General features: G+C 67.9%; 12 protein-coding genes. 6 read left to right on the forward strand and 6 right to left on the reverse strand.

The annotated features are described in order from the left end of the window. Nucleotides 1-104: 104 nt before the first annotated feature. From QZ753_RS17385 to QZ753_RS17400, 4 genes are all read right to left on the reverse strand, one after another. Nucleotides 105-1,133: a calcium-binding protein gene (locus QZ753_RS17385; RefSeq protein WP_294645442.1), complete on the reverse strand. Its 1,029-nt coding sequence runs from the start codon at nt 1,131-1,133 to the stop codon at nt 105-107. 162 nt (nt 1,134-1,295) lie between these two features. After that, nucleotides 1,296-1,820, reverse strand: coding sequence for a DapH/DapD/GlmU-related protein (locus tag QZ753_RS17390; protein WP_294645444.1), 525 nt, complete (start codon nt 1,818-1,820; stop codon nt 1,296-1,298). A gap of 266 nt (nt 1,821-2,086) precedes the next feature. After that, nucleotides 2,087-5,359 (reverse strand): Ig-like domain-containing protein, encoded by a 3,273-nt coding sequence (locus QZ753_RS17395; protein ID WP_294645445.1) that lies wholly within the window; start codon nt 5,357-5,359, stop codon nt 2,087-2,089. Between the two features lie 437 nt (nt 5,360-5,796). Continuing rightward, nucleotides 5,797-6,963 carry an alginate lyase family protein gene (locus tag QZ753_RS17400; RefSeq protein WP_294645447.1) on the reverse strand — a complete coding sequence of 389 codons (1,167 nt, stop codon included), beginning with the start codon at nt 6,961-6,963 and terminating at the stop codon, nt 5,797-5,799. Between the two features lie 407 nt (nt 6,964-7,370). On the opposite strand from QZ753_RS17400, the gene QZ753_RS17405 reads away from it, so the two are divergent. Genes QZ753_RS17405 through QZ753_RS17415 form a run of 3 tightly spaced genes read left to right on the forward strand, consistent with a single transcriptional unit; the run spans nt 7,371 to nt 11,323 of the window. After that, the gene (locus QZ753_RS17405) at nt 7,371-8,795 is read left to right on the forward strand and encodes an oligosaccharide flippase family protein (protein ID WP_294645448.1); all 1,425 of its coding nucleotides are present in this window, start codon (nt 7,371-7,373) and stop codon (nt 8,793-8,795) included. Nucleotides 8,796-8,813: 18 nt separating this feature from the next. After that, nucleotides 8,814-10,100, forward strand: coding sequence for a polysaccharide pyruvyl transferase family protein (locus tag QZ753_RS17410; RefSeq protein WP_294645450.1), 1,287 nt, complete (start codon nt 8,814-8,816; stop codon nt 10,098-10,100). Further along, nucleotides 10,097-11,323 carry a glycosyltransferase family 4 protein gene (locus QZ753_RS17415; protein WP_294645452.1) on the forward strand — a complete coding sequence of 409 codons (1,227 nt, stop codon included), beginning with the start codon at nt 10,097-10,099 and terminating at the stop codon, nt 11,321-11,323. The genes QZ753_RS17410 and QZ753_RS17415 overlap by 4 nt, the downstream gene beginning before the upstream one ends. Nucleotides 11,324-11,374: 51 nt before the next feature. Here QZ753_RS17415 and QZ753_RS17420 read toward each other — a convergent pair whose 3' ends face one another. Both QZ753_RS17420 and QZ753_RS17425 read right to left on the reverse strand, forming a co-directional pair. After that, the gene (locus QZ753_RS17420; protein WP_294645454.1) at nt 11,375-12,583 is read right to left on the reverse strand and encodes a glycosyltransferase family 4 protein; all 1,209 of its coding nucleotides are present in this window, start codon (nt 12,581-12,583) and stop codon (nt 11,375-11,377) included. Between the two features lie 178 nt (nt 12,584-12,761). Continuing rightward, on the reverse strand, nt 12,762-14,306 hold the full coding sequence (locus QZ753_RS17425) for an O-antigen ligase family protein (protein WP_294645456.1): 1,545 nt from the start codon (nt 14,304-14,306) through the stop codon (nt 12,762-12,764). Between the two features lie 342 nt (nt 14,307-14,648). Here QZ753_RS17425 and QZ753_RS17430 point away from each other — a divergent pair, with 342 nt between their 5' ends. The 3 genes from QZ753_RS17430 to QZ753_RS17440 all read left to right on the forward strand — a co-directional run bounded on the left by QZ753_RS17430 (nt 14,649) and on the right by QZ753_RS17440 (nt 18,832). Beyond that, nucleotides 14,649-15,482 carry a hypothetical protein gene (locus tag QZ753_RS17430; protein WP_294645458.1) on the forward strand — a complete coding sequence of 278 codons (834 nt, stop codon included), beginning with the start codon at nt 14,649-14,651 and terminating at the stop codon, nt 15,480-15,482. Between the two features lie 299 nt (nt 15,483-15,781). Further along, entirely contained in the window at nt 15,782-18,058 is a 2,277-nt protein-coding gene (locus tag QZ753_RS17435) for a polysaccharide biosynthesis tyrosine autokinase (RefSeq protein ID WP_294645460.1), read from the forward strand. A gap of 3 nt (nt 18,059-18,061) precedes the next feature. Next, entirely contained in the window at nt 18,062-18,832 is a 771-nt protein-coding gene (locus tag QZ753_RS17440; RefSeq protein ID WP_294645461.1) for a hypothetical protein, read from the forward strand. Nucleotides 18,833-18,840 lie beyond the last annotated feature (8 nt).

An 18,840-nucleotide genomic window follows, 5' to 3' on the forward strand; every position in this document is an offset into this window, starting at 1 on the left:
GCGTCACAAGGTCATGTCGGATCGACCGGAATGTTGCAGCCTGCGAAAACGGCCGCTCGCGACGCATCGCCAGCGGCCGTCCCAATTATCGAGGTCTTAAGCGCTCAGCCGACGAGAATGTGGGCGTTGTCGAGGAAGTCGAGGTTCTTGCCGACATAGGCGATGTCCTGCGCCGCACCACCGCCGGTGCCGTCCGCGTCGTAGGACAGATAGCCGGTCGCCTTGTCGTAGATGACCTGCCCATGGTCGGCATTCGCCGCCGTGCCCACCACGAAATCCGTTCCGGCGAGATGGCCGTCGACCGCCGTCAGGTTGGTGAAGACCGACTTGTTCAGCTTGATGAAGTCGTTGCTGTCGAAGTCGAAAATCTGGTCGCGGTTCGACGCGCCGAAATGGCTGAAGGCGAAGGTGTCGGAGCCGCCCTTGCCCCAGAGCTGGTCGTTGCCCGCCCCGCCGTCGATGACGTTGTTGCCCTTCGAACCGGTGATCAGGTTGTTGAGGTCGTTGCCTGTCCCGTCGATATTGCCGGTCTTGAGGCGCAGGTTCTCGACGCCCGCGCTGCGGTTGAGGTCGACCGAGGCGCTGGTCCAGATGGTGTCGATGCCGGCGTCGGGACCGGCGACATACTCGTTGCTGTTGTCGAACGTATAGGCGTCGTTGCCGTTCGAGCCCTGGTAGGTGTCGACGCCGCCGCGCCCGTCGAGGAAGTCGTTGCCGCTGCTGCCGACGAACGTGTCCGCGTTGTCGCTGCCGTAGACGACGAAGCGCTCGACATGGCTCGCGACGATGGTGCCGCCCGCGCCGACGGCGACATTGGCGCCGGTGTCGGTCGCAGTCATCGTGATGGTCGCACCGTTCGAGGCAAGCTCGAGACTGTCGGTGCCCGCGCCACCGTTGTAGATCGTGGTGCCGACGACCGTGTCGTTCGCCTTGACGATCAGGCGATCGTTGCCGTCGCCACCCGAGAAGGCGGAGCTGGCGAAGGTTCCGCCGGTCGGGACGGTGCGGAAAATGTCGTTGCCCGACAGTCCGGCCACGATCGCGTTCGTGTAGCCGGAGGCCGACAGGGTGTCGTCGCCTGTCGTCAATTGCAGGTAGTCGTCGACATTGCCGACAGTCACGGGGTTCGCCATGGGTCCCTCTCGAAGCTCGAGCCGACGGGGTTTCAGCCGAGAGGGTTTATGCTCCTGCCCCGATCTATCGTCAATTCTTCGTTATCTAGAGGAACGCCGCGAATGCCGGCTTGGTGAATCGCGGCTGAGCCTGCCGCAAGCTTCGATCCAGCCCCCTTACGATCACGACGAGGTCGCTCCCGCCTGTGCCTTCGCCTCCCGCACGCGGGCTTCCTCGGCCTCCCACAGCGCGTTGCCGGTGGCGTTCGCGCTCGGGAACCGCCCGTAGGGGCCCACCTCGATGTCGCTGCGGATGATGCGGGCGGGATTTCCGGCAACGATCGAGCGGGGCGGCACGTCCTTGGTGACGACGCTGCCCGACCCGACGATGCTGCCGTCGCCGATCTGGATGCCCGGCATGATGATGCTGCGCGCGCCGATGAAGCAGTGCCGACCGATCCGGGTGTGGAGGTATAGACCGCGCGTCATGTCGTGGGTGAGGATCGAGACGTCGAAGGCGACATAGCTCTTCTCGCCGACATGGACGCCGCGCGGGAAGGTCTTGTCGAAACGGGCGCTCAGCGAAAAGTTGGCGGTCGGATGAATGTCCATCTGCCAGACCCGGCAGTAGATCCACCACTTGGTCTTCACGATGAGCTTGCGCACGCCGAGGAAGCGGTTGAGGCTGGGCAGCGTTCGTTTGGACATTGTCGGACCGTTCTCCAGCGTCGCGCTCGGATCGAAATTCGCCGCCGCATCCCGGACGGAGACGGCATGCCGTTGGGGTCGGGCCTTCAGGCGTGCGCCCTTGTGCACCGCAATGCCGACGACGTTTAGCCAGATGCGGGCGTCTTGAACAGGGCATGCGGATGGCACACGGCACCTGATCGGCAGGACGGGCGCACCTTTGAGACAAGGGCGCCCGTTCGTTCGGTCGGATCCGTGCCGGGTTTCCCTGGCCTTCCGGACGATCCTCAGGCGAAGAGGACGTTGGCTTCGGTGAGCGCCGCGAGCTTCGTGTTGAGGAGCGTCACGCTCGAGTGGTCGTCAATCTGGATCAGCACGTCGCCCCCGACCTGGTGAGCATCCGCCAGAAGCTCGTTCAGGCTGTGGAAGCCCGTCGCTTCGAAGCGCAGGACATCGCCGCCGGCCGACAGAGGTCCAGCCTTGAAGTCCTGCACCACGTCGTCGCCACCGTTCGTCTTGAAGACGAAAGTGTCGGAGCCGCCGTTGCCGATCATCACCTCGTGCGCCGTCGTGCCGACGATCCGCTCGCTGCCCGTCGTGCCGAGCACATAGCGATCCCCGAGCGCGGTAACGTTACCCGCCGCATCCTTTGCCGAAAAATCGAACGTGTGGATCTTGGAGGGGTCCACGGAAAGCTTGGCCGTCCAGGCGCTCGAGGTCGCATTCACCGTCGTGGTCGCAACGCCGTCCCGCACGACGCTGATCTGGCCCGGCGTCTCGCTGATCGTGCCACGCAACTGGACCTCGCCGCTGGCGGTCGCCGTGAGCCGGGAGATCGCAAGATCCGGCCCCGTCATATCCACCACGATGTCCTTCGACTTGGAGAGCACCCCGGTGTTTCCGGCGACGTCCGTCGCGGTCGCGGTCAGGCGGTGGGCGCCCTCGTCGAGACCCGAGGCCAGATAGGTCCACTTGCCGTCGGCCCCGGTGACCGCGCCGCCGATCCGAACCCCGTTGTCGAAGACATCGACCTTCGACAGGGCTTCGGCCGTGCCCTTCAGGAGCGACGCGTCCTCGCGGACATAGAGCTTGGCGGTGTCGCCCTCGAAGACGGGCCGCGCCGGCCCCTTGGTGTCGACGGTCATGGCGGCGCCGGCCGATGTCGCGCTCTTGTTGCCGGCGACATCCGTCTCGATCACGGAGAAGACGTGCTGGCCATCGGCGAGCGTCTTGGTCGAGAAGCTCCACTGGCCCGAGGCATCGGCGACCACGGTGCCGAGGACCCGCGAGCCGTCGAGGATTTTGACCGAGGAGCCGGCATCCGCCCGCCCGGACAGATCGGCGGTCTGGGCGTTGGTCACGCCGTCGCCGGCGAGACCGCTGTCGGCGTAGCGGAGCGTCGGCTGAGCGGCCACGGGGGCCTTGGTGTCGATGACGAGCTTGTCGCCGAGATTGCCGCCCGCCGTGGTCGCCTCCGTGGCGACCCCCGTCTTGACGGACCGGATCGCCGCATCGCCGAGCGTGATCTTCGAGACCGACAGATCCGAGGCGTCCTGACCGTCAGCGACCTTGTAGGTAAAGACCAGCGTGTCGCGTCCATTCCCGTAGGCATAGGTGGCGACCGCGCCGTTGCTGAGCGTGACGGCAAGGCCGCCGCCCTTGACGTTGACCACCTCGTCGAAGCGCACGGCGACCGTCACCGTCTCGCCCGCCTTGGCGGAGCCATCGGAATTGAGGAAGCTGAAGCCGAGCACCGACGGACCCGCCGTCGGGGCGGCCGGCGTCGTCGAAGGCAAAGTCGCAGGGGCCGAGCCGCCGGGCGCAGCGGCAGCCGGAGTGCCTGAGAGTTCCGGTGCCGACGCCTTGCCGGCGCCCAGCGCTGCGGTCGTGTCCGACATGCGCCACTGGACGTTGGCGGCCGAGAAGTCGCCGGGCTTCACGCCCTGCAGCGTGGCGAGCGTCGTCCAGCCGCCGTGGCCGTCCGAAGCCTGCACCAGCGTACCGGCGCCGGCGGCCGAGACGCGAAGGTGACCATCCGCCAGAGGATCGCCGCTGCCCCAGCCAAGGCGCGCCGCAAGGACGGAGACGTCGAGGATGTCTCCCTTCGCTCCGGCCTGGAAGTCGGTGATCGTGTCCCCGCCTTCCGACAGTTCGTGATAGGCGAAGCGGTCGCGGCCCTCCCCGCCCGTCAGCTGGTCCACCCCGGCGCCGCCCCAGACATAGTCGTTGCCCGCGCCGCCGTTGACGACGTCGTTGCCCTTCCCGCCGAGCATCATGTCGGCCTTGACCGAACCCGTCAGAACGTCGTCGCCCGAATTGACCGTGTCGCGGATGGCCGAGTTCACCATGGCCACGACGTCGGACTTGACGTTGTAGCCCTTGCCGATGCTCTCGAAGACGCTGTCGGTGACCGTGTTGTTCTGCGTCTTTCCGGAGATCATGAAGGCGTATTGCCCGATCTCGCGCGCCACGACGTTGGAGACCTTCGCGTCGCGTCCGTCACCCTTGCCGTATTCGAAGAACTGGAGGGCGTAGCTGTTGTTGACGCCGCCGCTGTCCTTCAGACCGTTTCCGATGCCCCGGAAGTCGGCGATCATGCGGGAGTCGAAGGCGAGCACGTTCTCGTAGAGACCGCCGCGGGACTCGGAGTGGAAGTCGAATGCGGCGCGGTCGGCGTCGTAGGCGACGGCATCCTTGGCGTGAAGCTGGATGTCGGCCCCGTAGCTCGTGGCGCTCGTACCGTTGGCGGTCGTACCGACGCCGTGCACGAGGACCGCATGGCTCGAGTGCTCGACGAACAGGCCCTTGATGTCGGTCGAGAACGAGGCCGAGGACTGCACGCCGGCATAGACGTTGTGCGCGGCCACGTCGCGGACGTCGGCATTGACGCCGTTGACGATCTTGAGACCGACGCTGCCGTTGCGCAGATCGACGTCGGTCACCGTCGGCTCGACGAGATTGCGCAGCTGGATGAGGTCGGCCGCGCCCTTGGCGGTTGCAAAATCGCCGCGCCCGCCGTCGATCGCACCGTTCTTGATCGTGAACTCGGCGGTCGAGAAGGTCGAGGCGCGAACGTTGGTGTGATAGAGGCCCTGGTCGACCAGCGCGCCCTTCAGGATGACCGTGTTGCCCTGGATCGCCACGACCTCGGCGGCCTGGCCGAGGCGGGTCGGCTGGCCGCCGTCGCTCGCGTCGATATGATCGCCGGGCAGCGCGTCGTCGGAGACGACCTTGACCCAGCTGCCGACCTTCAGGTCCACCGGGATCTTGTCGTAGGTGATCGTCGCGTTGCCGTTCTGGGAGCCGAGCGACACCGACGACAGGGCGGAGGCCTTGGCGTCGACGTAGAGGATGCTGTTGGCGCCGCTGCCGACCAGCGTGCTGCCGTTCAGATCGATCGTGATGTTCTGCTTCTCGAGGAACATGACGATCTGCTTGGCGACCGCGATGGTCTCGTCCTTGGGCAGCACGAGGGTGCCGCCCGTGGCGGTCAGCGCCTTCAGTCCCGTCTCGATGTCGGCCTGCGTCGCCTTGGGCCGAAGCTGGATGATCTGCGACATAATCTTCCCCGAAGTCTACGCGTCGCTCGCATGGGTCGGCGACGAACTGTAACTTCAAGGTACGAAAGAAAATTTCCCAATAAGCTCACCAGAACGACTGTCTTTGATTCAAATTATATATTGATCTTATCTTGGGGATCATCTTCAACCTCAACGGGCAGCCGGAGTGCCAGTGCCGCCGCCAGAATCTCGGCAGGGCATGGCTTTCCCAGGAATCCCGGAGGTATCCGGTTGAATCGAAGAAAGAATTTTGACGACTTCGCTTTCGGGCCGGAGACGCCAGCATCTCGCAGCCTCGGCGGGCGCCGCGCCTCCGACGGGCCCGACGTTGCTGTCGGCACCCCCGCATCATTCTTCAAAATGGTGTGAGGCGCCCCGACGGGATGGCCTCGCCGGGGCCGGCGCGGGTGGGAGGAGACGCGCCGGCCTCGAAGGCCCTAAGGCGGACAGGCCTTCGCAACAGGCGAGCCGACGCGCGCGGTGATGTTCAGCGCGATGAACTGCGAGGACACCGGCCCCGATCGCGCCGAGGCACATTCGAGCCGCTTCGAGATGACGGGGTCGTCATGGCGGAAATGATCCCGGAGAATTTCCACGAACGGGGGCAGCGTCTTCGGCATTTCCTGCGGCCGGGTCGTGTAGGGCTTGAGGATCGACGGATCGTCCAATGCGTCGAGCGTGAAGCGCGTGACGTTGGCGAGGCGGCGATCCTGCTCGCGTGTGAGAGGACGTCCGTTCGCCTCGACAATGCGCACGAGGATCGCCATCGGGTTGAGCGCGAAGATCTGGTAGTGGAGCGCCTTGCCGCCCCGGCGCAACTCCTGCGGCATGGCGCCGTCGGGCGTTGCGGTCTTGAGGGCCCGATCGAGCTGATACGCGGCGAGATCGACGCCGCCCGCTTCGCCCCGCGCGATCGCCAGCATCGAGAGGGCAGCCGCTCCCCAGTGGGCATGGTTCGTCGTGGGCTTGTCCCAACCCGACGCGCGCGGCGAAGGCGGCAGTTCGGGATAGCCGCCTTCGATCGCCCGCGAGAGACGGGCGAACCAATCGACGACCGCCGCCCGGTCGCCGTCCTGCCAGGGCGCCATGTCGGCGGCCTGGAAGGCGTTGACCGCAGCGATCGCGGTCCAGCTCGTCAGAAGCGCCGCCTGCCGCCGCCCGTTCCGGTCGTTGTCGTCGAGCCCGTCTAGCATGGCACCGGCGCGGGCCCAGGTCACCAACGTGCGCTGAAGGCATTCGGCGGCCTCGGCACGGCGCTCCGGCTCGTCTTCGTATCGCGTCAGCCACAGGAGGATCGACGTCTTGAACCGTTCGGTCGCGCCGATGCGGCGCGAGTAGGCCGCCATCTTGCCGCGATCGACGACCGACTGCGTGGCACCCGGTGCGTAGAAGGTGAACATGCCGGACATGTCGACGAGCGGCGGGACGATGTGGCGGCAGGAGGGCTTCTGCGACGCTGGCGAAGAGCCGTCGATCCGGCTGGTCAACTCGAACGGGTAGCGCAACTCGGCGTTCGCCGCGCCGGCCCCGAGGACGACGGCCACACCGGCGGCGAACGCCAGGGTGCGGAGTAGACGGTCGAACCGACCCGACATCGGCTTCATGGCAGGATCCTTCCTTGATCGACGGCTCTCACCGCATGTGGCCCTGACGGAGGGCGACCGCGTGCGAGAGCCGGAGAAGTAGCCGAAGGCTGGCGGTGACAGTCGATCGCGCGAACCAACGCAATCGAGATTGCGGCGTGCGATGCGCGCCCATAATACAACCCTTGCGTGCAGTTGACTCGTCCTCGCGATTTCGGTCTAAGCCGCTCCGCCCGGACCGACATGACCTGCAAATGTGCAGCTCTCCCTGCTTGATCCTTGTGTCCGGAATGCGAATTACAGAAAATTTTGCAGTGCAGCGAGGAATTGTGCAATGATTCATCGCTATGTCGTGATCGGCGTCTTCATCGGCCGTTCCGTCGGGAACGACGACGCGGCACGGTTTCGTCAGGATTTCGCGGGGACACGTGACGTCAGTCAGAACTAGCCTGATCTGGTCCGCCGCGCGCAACTGGGGGACGCGGCTCGGATCGGTGATCGTCTTCATCGTGGTCGCGCGCGTCCTGCCCCCGAGCCAGCTCGGCCTCTTCGCGACCGCTGCGACCGTGATCGCCGTGGCGGAACTCGTCGCCGAGAACGGCCTCGGCGAAGCGGTGGTCCAGGCGCCGGAACTCGACGACCGCCTCCTGTCGGCCGCGTTGATCGTCAACGTCATTCTCGCCATGGTGGTCGCCGGCGCACTCCTTGCGATCGGCCCCTGGCTCGAGACCGCCCTGGAGGCTTCGGGGCTCGAGGCGATCCTCAGCGTCGTCGTTCTCGTCATCCTCTTCAACGCCTTCAGCTATGTGCCGCAGGCCTATCTCCGGCGTCGGTTCGAGTTTCGCTGGCTGGCCTTCCGGGCGCTCGTCGCGACCGTGGTCTCGGGCGGCGTCGGCATCACCATGGCCCTCACCGGCTTCGGCGTCTGGAGCCTCGTCGCGCAGGCCCTTCTCGCCGCCTTCCTCAATCTCGTCCTGGTCTGGCGCGCCAAGCCCTGGCACCTGCACCTCGTGAACCCTCTGGCCGCCGCGCCGCTGTTCAAGGTCAGCGGCCACATCTTCGGCTCCAAGCTCGTCGACTTCGTGGCCAACCGCGGGATCGAGCTGGCCATCGCCGCGGGCGCGGGCCCGGCCGCCCTGGCGCTCTGGGTGATGGCGTCGCGCCCTTGGGCGGTGCTCATGCAGCTCGTCTCGGCGGTGACGATGGACGTGGCGCTCCCGAGCTTCGCGCGGCTCGCCTCCGACCGCGAGGCGCTCCTGCGCGCCTACTACACCTCGATCCAGACGACGGTCGCCATCGGCACCCCGATCTTCGTCCTCCTCGCGATGGTCGCGCCGGAGGTCATGAAGGTCCTCTTCGGCGAGAACGGGCGCGACGGCGGCTACGTGCTGATGCTCCTCTCGCTGCTCGGCGCGATGCAGCTCATGCAATACTACAACGGGACGCTGCTGAACGCCGTCGGCCTGTCGCACAAGTCGTTCATGATCTCGATGGTGAAGGCGGCCGCGATCAGCATCGCCCTGGCGGTCACGTTCGGCCAGAGCCTCTGGAACGTCGCCCTCGGCTTCACGATCGCGCAGTTCCTAATCACGCCGCTGAGCTTCGCGGTGGCCAGCCGTGCGCTCGACTACTCGATCCGGCACCTCCTGAAGCTGATGGCGCCGTTCCTCATCGCCGAGGTCGTCGCCTGCGCGGCGATCCTCGCGCTCCGCGAGATCACGCTGCCGTTCGACGCCGCGTTCCTGCGCGGCGCGTGCCTCGGGGTCGCGGGCGGCGTCGTCTATCTCGTCGTCGCCTTCCTGATCGACCGTCGCACCACGCGGCGCATTCTGACCAACATCGTAAAGCGATAGGACTGAGGGCCTTTATCCATGGCGGACGGTAACAAGAAGGCGCTCCGGGAACTGGCGCGCGAGGTCATCGTGGCGCCGCGGATGTTCCGCGAATGGCGCAAGCTGACGAAGGCGCCCGTGCGCAAGGTGGCGTCCGGTTCGGCGACGCGCGTGGCGATCGTCCCCTGCGTCCCGCGCAATCCGTTCGGCTCGCGCGGCGACGAGGCGATGATCCAGGCCGTGATCGACGCCCTGCGCCAGAACGGTATCGCCGGATCGATCGGCATCGTCACCGAGACCGACGCGCTGCCGCCGCACATGGCGTCGCAGGGTCTCAAGGCCGAGCCCTGCTGGGGGGCGCCGTGGCGGCTCGCCAAGGTCTTCGACCGCATCAAGGACTACGACGCCGTCGTGGTCATCGGCGCGGACCTCATGGACGGCTACTATTCCAGCATCTCTTCGCTTCGCCTCTGGATGGTGGCCGATCTCTTCAGCCGCGTCCGGACCGCCGGCGTCATCACCGGCTTCTCGTTCAATGCCGCGCCGCGCTGGCCGGTCCGCGCGTTCCTGAAGCTTCGGGGCCGCTCGCCGCTCGTGGTCAACCTGCGCGATCCCGTCTCGCTGAAACGGTTCGAGCAGGCAGCCCCTGGCGTCGGCCGTCTCGTCGCCGACTGCGCGTTCCTCCTGAAGCCGGCCGCCGGGGCCGACACCGCCGCGACGATGGCATGGATCGCCGCCCAGCGCGCGAGCACCAACGTCGTCGGGCTCAACGTCCACCCGATGCTGTCGCCCGACCGCGATCCGGTGGCGATTGAGCGCATCGTCCAGGCGACCGCGGAAGCGATCCGCACCCTGATCGACCGCCGCGGCGTCTCGGTCCTTCTCCTCCCGCACGACTTCCGCGCCGGCAACAACGGCGACGTCGCCATGCTGGAGCGCGTCGCCGTCGCGGTCGACCGCCCGGACCGGGTGCGTCTCCAGGCCGGCGAAATTTCGGCCGCCGAGATCAAGGGTCTCGCCGCCGAGACGGAGCTCGTGATCTCGGCCCGCATGCACCTGGCCATCGCGGCGCTGGGCGCCGGTGTCCCGGTCGTCGGCATCACCTACCAGGACAAGTTCGAAGGCCTCTTCGAGCACTTCTCGCTGCCCAAGTCCTACCTGATCGACCGCACGAAGGCGGGGGACGCCGCGCTGATGACGCGCGTCTTCGACGACGCGTTCACGGCCCGCAGCGATCTTCGCGCCTCCGTCGAGGCGCATGTCGGCGACGTCAGGGCCAAGTCGCGCTCGACCTTCGACGCGCTCGGCTCGGCCATCGCCGGATGACCGGTTCCGCCTCGCCGCCGAACGCCGCCCGCAGAGCCGTCCTCGTCTGCGAGGAGGTGCCGGTCGCCGGCACCAACGGCGCGGGGAGCTACAATCTGACGGTCCTGCGCGCACTGCGCGCGCTGAGCTGGCGGATCGATCTTCTGGTCACCGGTCGGCGCGTGCCGGAGCGGATGCCGCAGACCGACTTCGGCGGGCGGGTCGACTTCCTACATGCGCGGCGGATCGGTCCGTTCCTCCTGCCGACTTCGCCGGGCGCCGTGGCCCGCTCGGTCCACCGTCTCCTGAAGCGGGTCCGACCGTCCGGGACGGGCCAGACGCAGCACCGACAGATCGCCATCGGCCGATTCTTGAGCGACCGGGAAATCCGCGCCGCCGGACGGCATCTTTCGGCCGCACCGCCGGACGCCGTCTTCGCGGACACGATCTTTCGCAGCGGCGTCCTGGCGGCGACCCCGCCGGCGGTGCGCCATCGCATCCTGATCGGCCACGACGTCTTCCACCACCGCGTCGCTTCGCTGCGCGCCAACGGCTTCGAGGCGACGCCGGGCGTCGACCGCGCGATGGAGGAACGCCTCTACCGGCAGTTCACCGGCATCGTCTCGATCAACGCCAGCGACGACCGCACCGCGCGCGAGATGGCCCCCGCTGCGCGGCACGCGACGGTCCTGCCAAGCGCCGGCGGCGCGCAGCTCGCGGCGGACGGGCGCCCGCATGCGGGCCACCGTCTCTTCTATCTCGGCAGCCTCGGCGCCCATAACGTCGACGGACTGGCCTGGTTTCTGGAACGCGTCTGGCCCGCGATCCGCCTCCGCCTTCCCGGCGCGACGCTGGACGTGGCGGGTGCGATCGCCGAGCGCTTCCCCGATCCGGTCGCGGGCGTCACGTTCCACGGGCGCGTCCGGGATCTCCAGGCGCTCGCCTCGCAATGCGCGGCCGCCGTCAATCCGGTGCGGATGGGCAGCGGCATCAAGATCAAGATGGTCGACTATTTCGGGCTCGGCCTGACCTGCGTCGCGACGCCGAAGGCCGCGGAAGGGTTCCCGCAGGAGCCCGCGCCACCGTTCGAGGTGGCCGGCGAGGACGCGTTCGGCGATGCGGTGGTCGCCCACCTCACCGACATCGATGCGCGGATGGCGATGGCGGGCCGGGTGCCGGCCTACCTTATGCTGTTCTCGGATGCGGCCGCCGCCGAACGGGTCTCGAGCCTTCTTGCGGACTGAGCCCGGCGGCACGGTCCTAGCCGTGCCGCTCGCCTTCGCTTTTCCTGCCCGTCAGGCGCCGGCAAGACCCTTGGCGCGCGCGGGCGCTGCGAGCCGCGCATAGGCCGCGACATAGCGCTCGGCTTCGCGGTCCCAGTCGAACTGGGCGTCCGCCAGCGCCTTTGCGCGCAGGCCCGCTGCGCGGCGAAGCTCCAGGTCCTCGATCAGCGGACGGGCGGCGGCGGCGAGGCCCGCCGGCGTCGCGTCGGCGGCATAGCGGCCGGCATCACCGAGCAGGCGCCGCGTTTCGGTGAGGTCGTAGGAGACGGACGGGATGCCGAGCGCGGAATACTCGAACACCTTGTTCATGCTGATCTTGTCGTTGTACTCGTTCACCGGGTCCGGGATGATACCGATGTCGAAGGTCGACAGCGCCGCGAGGAGGTCCTCGCCGCGCAGGTAGCCGGTGAAGGTGATGTGCTCGGCGACGCCGAGTTCGCCTGCCAGCTGCCGCACGGACGCCAGCGCCGGCCCGTCGCCCACGACCACCGCACGGATGTCGCGCTGCCCGTGGTCGGCGACGAGGTGATGGACGCAGCGCACGAGATGATCGACGCCGTCCTGGTCGGCGATGATCCCGACATAGCCGAGGACGGTGCCGGCGCCCGCGCGCAGCGCCTCGTTGGGTGCCACGCGCCGGATGCGCGCCTTGTCCGGCACGCTGTAGACGGTGACGACGTCCTCGGGCTTTTTGCCGCCGCGCGATATGGCAAGGCTCCGGTAGGTCTCGTTGGCCGAGATCACGAGATCGGCCGTGCGGAAGGTCGCCTTCTCCGCCATCAGGAGCAGGCTGTGGAAGAAGCCCTTGCGCTCGAACTTGGCGACGAAGAGTTCCGGGCAGACATCGTGATGGTCGAAGACGAACTTCTTGCCGAAGAGCTTGAAGGGCGCGGCGACGAGGAAGATGAGGTCCGGCGGATTGCACGCCTGGATCACGTCGAAGCCGCGGCGGCGGCTCACTTTCAGGAGCAGGCGCAACTCGTGAAACAGCGCGGCCGCGTATTCATAGAGGAACGCGAACTTGCCCGAGGCCTCGAGCGGCAGGTTGTGGCGGAAGATCTCGATATCGTCGATCGTCTCGAAGGCGGCCGGGAACTGCTGGCTCTTCGGGCAGATCACCGAGACCGTCCAGCCGGCATCGCGCAGCGCGCAGGCTTCCTGCCAGACGCGCCGGTCGAGCGGCACGGGAAGATTCTCGACGACGATTACGCAGGACGGCATCGCGGGCCCTCAAATTGTTCGGGAACGATCGGCCGTGCGGCAGAGGCGCCGGCGTCGGCAACTATCTCACAGAGGATGCAGCTTGTATCTTGCTGCAGCGCACCAATCAAGGTTGCGCCCGGTCGCGCGCGTGTCATCAGACCGTATGGTGAAGAGGAAGGCCGGTCTATCGGCGCCCTCATCCCGCCTGCCCGCCTCTTGACGACCGGCCGAGGGGCGCATCCGCACGGCGTCCGAGGCTGATGGTCGTCGCCGCGGCGAGATAGGTCGCGAAGTAGGCGGCCATGCCGGGGATCTGGAGCGAGAAGTCGACCAGTCCGTGGAGACCGACGAGGACCATCGCTCCGAGCGCCATGAGCGGGACGACCCGCATGCGCCGACGGTCGCGCAGGCCCCTTAGGAGATTGGCCACGATGTGGAGACAGCCGAGAAACAGGACGGGAACGAAGACGATCCCCAGCCCGACCAGTCCTTCGAGATAGATGTTGTGGGCGCGAAGGAAGACGTCCCAGGGCGCCCCGCAGTCCGGCGGCCGGTAGATCGGAAACACCGAGGCGAAGGTCGCGAACCCCGTGCCGAACCGCCAGTTCTGCCCGAACGCGTCGAGCGCGGACCAGTAGAGGCACAGGCGCACGTCGTCGATACCGCGCGTCGCCATTCGCTGGATCGTCAGGCCGCCGAAGAGGCCGCCGACGACCAGCACCACGAGCGCGACGACCCCGTAGGCTAGGAGGACGCGGCGCAGCGTCAGGGGCCGGGCCCCCGCGGGACCGCCCGAGGCCCGGCTTCCGTCCAGCCAGAGAAAGGGCAGGACGGCGACGAAGGCGATCGACGTCGAGACGAGCGCGCCGCGCGACTTCGTGAGGAACAGCGCGAGAAGGACGACGAAGGCGGCGAGAAGCCAGGCCATGACGCGCCGAGAGCGCTCGGACGGCAGGCCGGGATCGGAGATCAGCGACCAGATGGAGAACCGCCCGCGCCGGTCGCGCGGCAGCGCGAGAACTGCGAGCGTCGCGAGGATCAGGCTCGCCACGCCGAGGAGGCTGCCGGCCGTGTTGCGATTGACGAAGACGCCGGTGAGGCTGTCGAGATAGGCGGTCTTGGCGGTCAGGAGCAGGCTGTCCGGAAAGAACGCCACCTGCGCGATGCCGAAGACGGCGAACGCCAGACCGAAGGCTCCCAGCCAGGTCAGGAGCTTCAGCGCGCCCTCGTCGGTCTGGTAGAGGCTGAGGCCCGCGCCGTATAAGACGAAGGGCAGGATCAGGAGGAACACCGCATCCCGCGTCGCGGCCGGATCGACCGATACCGCGCCGCCGATCGGCCCGACCAGACGGTCGACGGCCGACCAGAGCGGATTGGCGAACGGATTGCCCTCGAAGCTCCAGGACTGGAAGAGGACATAGGCGACGAGAGCGACGGCCATGAGGAGCGCCGCGTGCAGCGACCGGCGGATCCGGGCCTCCGCGGGCGGCGACAGGGCGCCGACGAAGAGGGCGGCGCCGGCCAGAACGAGGGTGACGAGGAGCGCCGAGTAGGACACGGCCCCGCGCGAGCCGATGCAGACCGCAAGAGCCGCGATCAGGAGCGCCCGACCAAGAAGGGTCGGACGCGGCGTCCTGCGCTGCGCGCCATCGAGGGTGATGGCGGCGTCCGGGCGGCGACGGCCGGACGGCTCCTCGATCTTGATCTCCAGACGGACGCCCTCGAAACCCGTAGCGGTCATCACCGATCGACCGCGCCCGTGCCGACCACACATCGGTCGGTTCGGCAAAGTTGCTTCAAGGGAAAGCGGATCTGCGAGGTCGCCGCCTCCGATCGGGACCGCGCCGCGAAGGGCCTATGTTGCATCCCGGTCCGCCTCGACAACCCGCCTGATCGATCTCTGACGATGAGGATCCGGCTTCGGCCGAATCGCCGGCAGGGGGAGCGCCGACCCAACCTGCCGTCAACGTTAATGAAATGCAGTTGCCGGGAGCGGCATCCGCGCTTTCTTATAGTCATTGTTATATGCTAGTCAGGTCACGAGTAATAGATGACTTGTCGCGTGTCGAGGTCGAGGTTGGTGATGAAGGGGTTCTGGGCTGGTGTCATGGGTCTGGCGCTGTTGGCGCCGGCAGGCAGCGTTCTGGCACAGGACGGCGCAGCTGCGCCGGCCGGCGTGCAGGCACCTGCCGCATCCGAACAATCGCCGGGCGCATCCACGATGCCGGACGTGCCCGCATCCGGTGAAACCGCGGCCGCCGGCCCGGCTGCCGGCGGCTGGGAGGGACCGATCCCGGACGCGCCGATCGGCCTTCGCACCCGGCTGTCGGCCGACGCGGTGAGCGCCTGGCTGGCCCAGCCGCGCACCGTCCTCGACCAGAACCCGGACGGCGGACGCAACATGGCGCAGTACGTGCGTTCGCTCGCCGGCAGCGACAACCGGACGGTCGTCGCGATGGTCTCGCTGGTCAGTCGCCCGGATGTGAACAGCGGGCAGGTCGGCTCGGCCGCCGAGGGCCTCGCCAGTGCGATGCGCGACGCGGAAAGCGCCGCTCCGAGCTACGCCGCCTACATCCAGTGGGCCGTCGCACAGTCGGGCTCCCCGCAGCTGATCGCCGCGTTCCAGCGCGCGTCCGGCGCCGAGGAGGACCGCACGGCCTCGATCGGGGCCGGCGGCGGCGGTGCCGGCGGCGGATCGCCCGGCAGCGGCTCGCTTTCGGGCGCCGGGGCGCCGGGCGTCTCGGGTCCCGTCGGCGGCAGCTCGACGGTTCCGACGTCCAGCGGCGGCCTGGTTTCGCGCGGCGGCAGCGGCAGCGTGGCCCTCAGCGAAGGCGATCGCCTTCTTGGCGGCACCTCCGGCCGTCTCGTCGTCTGCATCGTGGACGCGAGCACGACGGGTTGCCAGGACGTCTTTTGATCGAGTCTCTCAAGATCGGGGCGCGTGCGCCTTGATTTTGACGCGGACTGGCTGAATGCCAGGATCGGTCGATTGAAGCGGGAACAAGGTGCTCCCGCTTCTCGCATGAACAGCGTGTCGAAGATCATCGGCCCGATGGCGTTCGACCAACGATCCGTCCGGTCCGCGATCCGACGCCAGCCTTCCGAACGTCGGCTTGCGTTCGACGACGGCGGGTGCGCACGCCGGGCTGTGGTTCCAGCGCATTCGACGGTGTAGGCCTTCCGAGGGCCTGCGCCGTCGCAATTTATCGAGGCGTCATGCTGCATTACCCCGAGATGGCCGCGCACGACACGGCAGCGTCCAAGGCCGGTAAGGGCAGCTCAGGCGAGTTCCTCAACGTCGAGCGCATCCTGGCCATGGTGCGCCGGCAGATGGGCGTCGTGATCGCCGCGGTCGTTGTGGGCATCGCGGTCGGCCTCGTCTTCCTGATCACGGCCGTTCCGACCTACACGGCCTCGACCGACATCCTGATCGACAAGGGCCAGTCCAAGCTCGTCGACGAACTCGCCAGCGCCAGCGGCGTGTTCCAGGACGAGGCGGAAATGCTGAGCCAGGTCGAACTCCTGAAGTCCCAGCAGATCGCCAGCGCGGTGGTCGACCAGCTGAAGCTCGACCAGAACGACGCCTTCCTCGCCGGTTCGCCCTCGCTGATCCGCACTGCGCGCGCGGCCGTCGGCAAGCTCATCGCGGTCATGCGCCCGGAACTGCCCGTCGAGGAGGCCGACATGGCGGCGCGCAAGCGCGAGGCGGCGATCGACATCCTCCAGGGCGGTCTCGACGTCCAGCGCGTCGGCCGGACCTATGTGCTGCGTCTGACCTACGAGTCTCCCGATCCGGCGCTCGCCGCCAATATCGCGACCGCATTCGGCAGCGCCTATCTCGACGACCAGCTGCAGGCGAAATACACAGCGACGCGCCGCGCCAGCACCTGGCTGCAGGACCGCATCGCCGAGCTTCGCCAGCAGTCCTACGACGCCGACCTCGCCGTCCAGAAATTCCGCAACGAGAACGGCCTCTTGCAGACGGGCACGGGCCTCGTGTCCCAGCAGCAGCTCAGCGAGATCAACACCCAGCTGACGGCGGCGCGAGCCCAGACGGCCCAGTCCAAGGCGCAGCTCGACCAGATCGAGCAGATCATCAAGGACGGGCGCACCGACGCCCTCGTCAACGACGCGCTCGTCAGCACGACGATCAACACGCTGCGGGCCAAGTATCTCGACGCCGCGCGGCGCCAGAGCGAGATCGCCAGCAAGCTCGGACCGGACCATATCCAAGCCGTGCGCCTACGTGCCGAAATGCAGGAATACGAGCGGCTGATCTTCGGCGAGCTACGTCGCATCGCGGAGAGCTATCGCAGCACCTACGCCGTTTCGCAGGAGCGCGAGCGCTCGCTGGAGGCGAGCCTGTCGGAGGTGACGGCCGTCAACGCCGACGACAACACGCTGCAGGTTCGCCTGCGCGAACTGGAGCGCGAGGCGGAAGCCTATCGCGCCCTCTACGACGACTTCCTGCAGCGCTACCAGCAGACGGTGCAGCAGCAGTCCTTCCCGATCACCGACGCGCGCGTCATCAGCGCGGCGCAGGTCCCCGACAAGCCGAGCGCGCCGCGCACGCCGCTGGTCCTCGCCCTGTTCGCGGTGATGGGCGCGGCCGCCGGCACCGGCATCGCGGGCTTCCGCGAGTATCGCGAGCGCTTCTTCCGCGTCGGCAGCCAGGTCCGCAGCGAACTCGACATGGAGTTCCTCGGCTTCCTGCCGATCCTCGACCCGGCGGACGCCAAGTCCGGCGAGCAGAAGGCGACGCCCTCCCAGATCTGGGCGCCCGGCGCGCTGGCGACCCATGTGCGGCGCCATCCCATGTCGTCGTTCGCCGAGACCCTGCGCAACATCAAGGTGGCGGCCGATCTCGGCATGCCGGACATCCCCTGCAAGGTCATCGGCGTCGTCTCCTGCGTGCCCGGCGAAGGCAAGTCGTCGGTCGCCGCGAGCTTCGGCAATCTCCTCGCACTTCAGGGCATGCGCACGCTCCTGATCGACGGCGACATCCGCAATCCGGGCCTGACGCGCAGCCTGCAGCGCAAGCCCGAACTCGGGCTCGTCGAGGTGATGCTCGAGCAGGCCGAGGTCGACGACGTCCTTCTGCGCGACGAGCCGACGCCGCTCGCCCTGCTCCCCACCGTGATGCGCAGCCGCGTGACGAACACGAGCGACCTCCTCGCCTCGGCCAGCATGGGCCGGCTTCTCCAGCGCTTCCGCGGCCAGTTCGACTACATCGTGGTCGATCTCCCCCCCGTCGGACCGGTGGTGGACGCCAAGGCCTTCGCGCAGCGTGTCGATGCCTTCGTATTCGTGGTCGAGTGGGGCAAGACCTCGCGCCAGTTGGTGCGCAGCGCGATCGCCAGCAATCCGGTGTTCCAGACCAAGTCTCTCGGCGTCATCCTGAACAAGGCCGACTCGAAGAAGATGCGGCTCTACCGCTCCTACGGGTCGCCCGAGTACTACGCGTCCCGCTACGAGTCCTACTACCGGGACTGACCGATGCAGCGACGTCGCGCCGATCCGTTGGCATGCCTGGCGGCGTTGGTGGTGATCGTGGCCAGCGGCTATGCGCTCGTCGGCGCCGTCTCGGCGGAGCCCTGGGTGCGGTACGCGCTGCGGCTGGAGACCGCAATTGAGCCCGTCGCCTTGTCCGACACGCTGAGGATGAGGCTGGCGGACGAACTCGCCCGCGGAACCGGCGCATCCTGCGACTTCGATCTGCCGGAGGGACACGTCACCGTGGCGATGGACCTCCTGCGCAGGAGTCTCGCCGACGGGCCGGACGAGCGCGCCGAGGCCGAGCGCGTCGCCCGCCGGACCGTCGGCAACGCGATCGGCTGCAACGCGGCCGACGGCAACCTCTGGTATCTCCTCGCCCTCCTCGAGGACCGGGCGGGCGCCGACCGCCGCAGAATCCAGGAACTCGTCCTTCTTTCCGCCGCTCTGTCGCCCTACGAGGCCGACACGCTGGCCAAACGAGGGCTTCTCGTGGCGTGGCAGTTGTCGCGCGACAGGATCGCCCCCCCGCTCGACGTCCAGGCGGATCTCCGCCGGGCGGTCGCAACCGCCAAGGTCGAGCCGGCGGCGCAGATCCTCGCGTCGCTCCGCGCGTCCGGGCACGAAGCGCTCGCCGAGGATCTCGTCGCGGGTCTGCCGGAAGAGCGTCTGGAGGCCCTGCAGTCGGGCACGAGCTGGCGGCGCTCGACCTTTGGTCGGGCCGAGAACTATCGGCGTTTCGAATACCGCCCCTTCGGCGGATCGGATCGCTGACGTCAGGC

It is taken from the genome of uncultured Aureimonas sp., from assembly GCF_913775355.1.
In the GTDB taxonomy this organism is placed as follows: Bacteria; Pseudomonadota; Alphaproteobacteria; order Rhizobiales; family Rhizobiaceae; genus Aureimonas.

What these genes read in the sequence shown, in the direction of transcription:
- QZ753_RS17435 (WP_294645460.1), top strand. Translation starts at nt 15,782, where the DNA reads ATGCTGCATTACCCCGAGATGGCCGCGCACGACACGGCAGCGTCCAAG.
- QZ753_RS17415 (WP_294645452.1), top strand. Translation starts at nt 10,097, where the DNA reads ATGACCGGTTCCGCCTCGCCGCCGAACGCCGCCCGCAGAGCCGTCCTC.
- QZ753_RS17430 (WP_294645458.1), top strand. Translation starts at nt 14,649, where the DNA reads ATGAAGGGGTTCTGGGCTGGTGTCATGGGTCTGGCGCTGTTGGCGCCG.
- QZ753_RS17395 (WP_294645445.1), bottom strand. Translation starts at nt 5,359, where the DNA reads ATGTCGCAGATCATCCAGCTTCGGCCCAAGGCGACGCAGGCCGACATC.
- QZ753_RS17425 (WP_294645456.1), bottom strand. Translation starts at nt 14,306, where the DNA reads ATGACCGCTACGGGTTTCGAGGGCGTCCGTCTGGAGATCAAGATCGAG.
- QZ753_RS17440 (WP_294645461.1), top strand. Translation starts at nt 18,062, where the DNA reads ATGCAGCGACGTCGCGCCGATCCGTTGGCATGCCTGGCGGCGTTGGTG.
- QZ753_RS17400 (WP_294645447.1), bottom strand. Translation starts at nt 6,963, where the DNA reads ATGAAGCCGATGTCGGGTCGGTTCGACCGTCTACTCCGCACCCTGGCG.
- QZ753_RS17410 (WP_294645450.1), top strand. Translation starts at nt 8,814, where the DNA reads ATGGCGGACGGTAACAAGAAGGCGCTCCGGGAACTGGCGCGCGAGGTC.
- QZ753_RS17385 (WP_294645442.1), bottom strand. Translation starts at nt 1,133, where the DNA reads ATGGCGAACCCCGTGACTGTCGGCAATGTCGACGACTACCTGCAATTG.
- QZ753_RS17420 (WP_294645454.1), bottom strand. Translation starts at nt 12,583, where the DNA reads ATGCCGTCCTGCGTAATCGTCGTCGAGAATCTTCCCGTGCCGCTCGAC.
- QZ753_RS17390 (WP_294645444.1), bottom strand. Translation starts at nt 1,820, where the DNA reads ATGTCCAAACGAACGCTGCCCAGCCTCAACCGCTTCCTCGGCGTGCGC.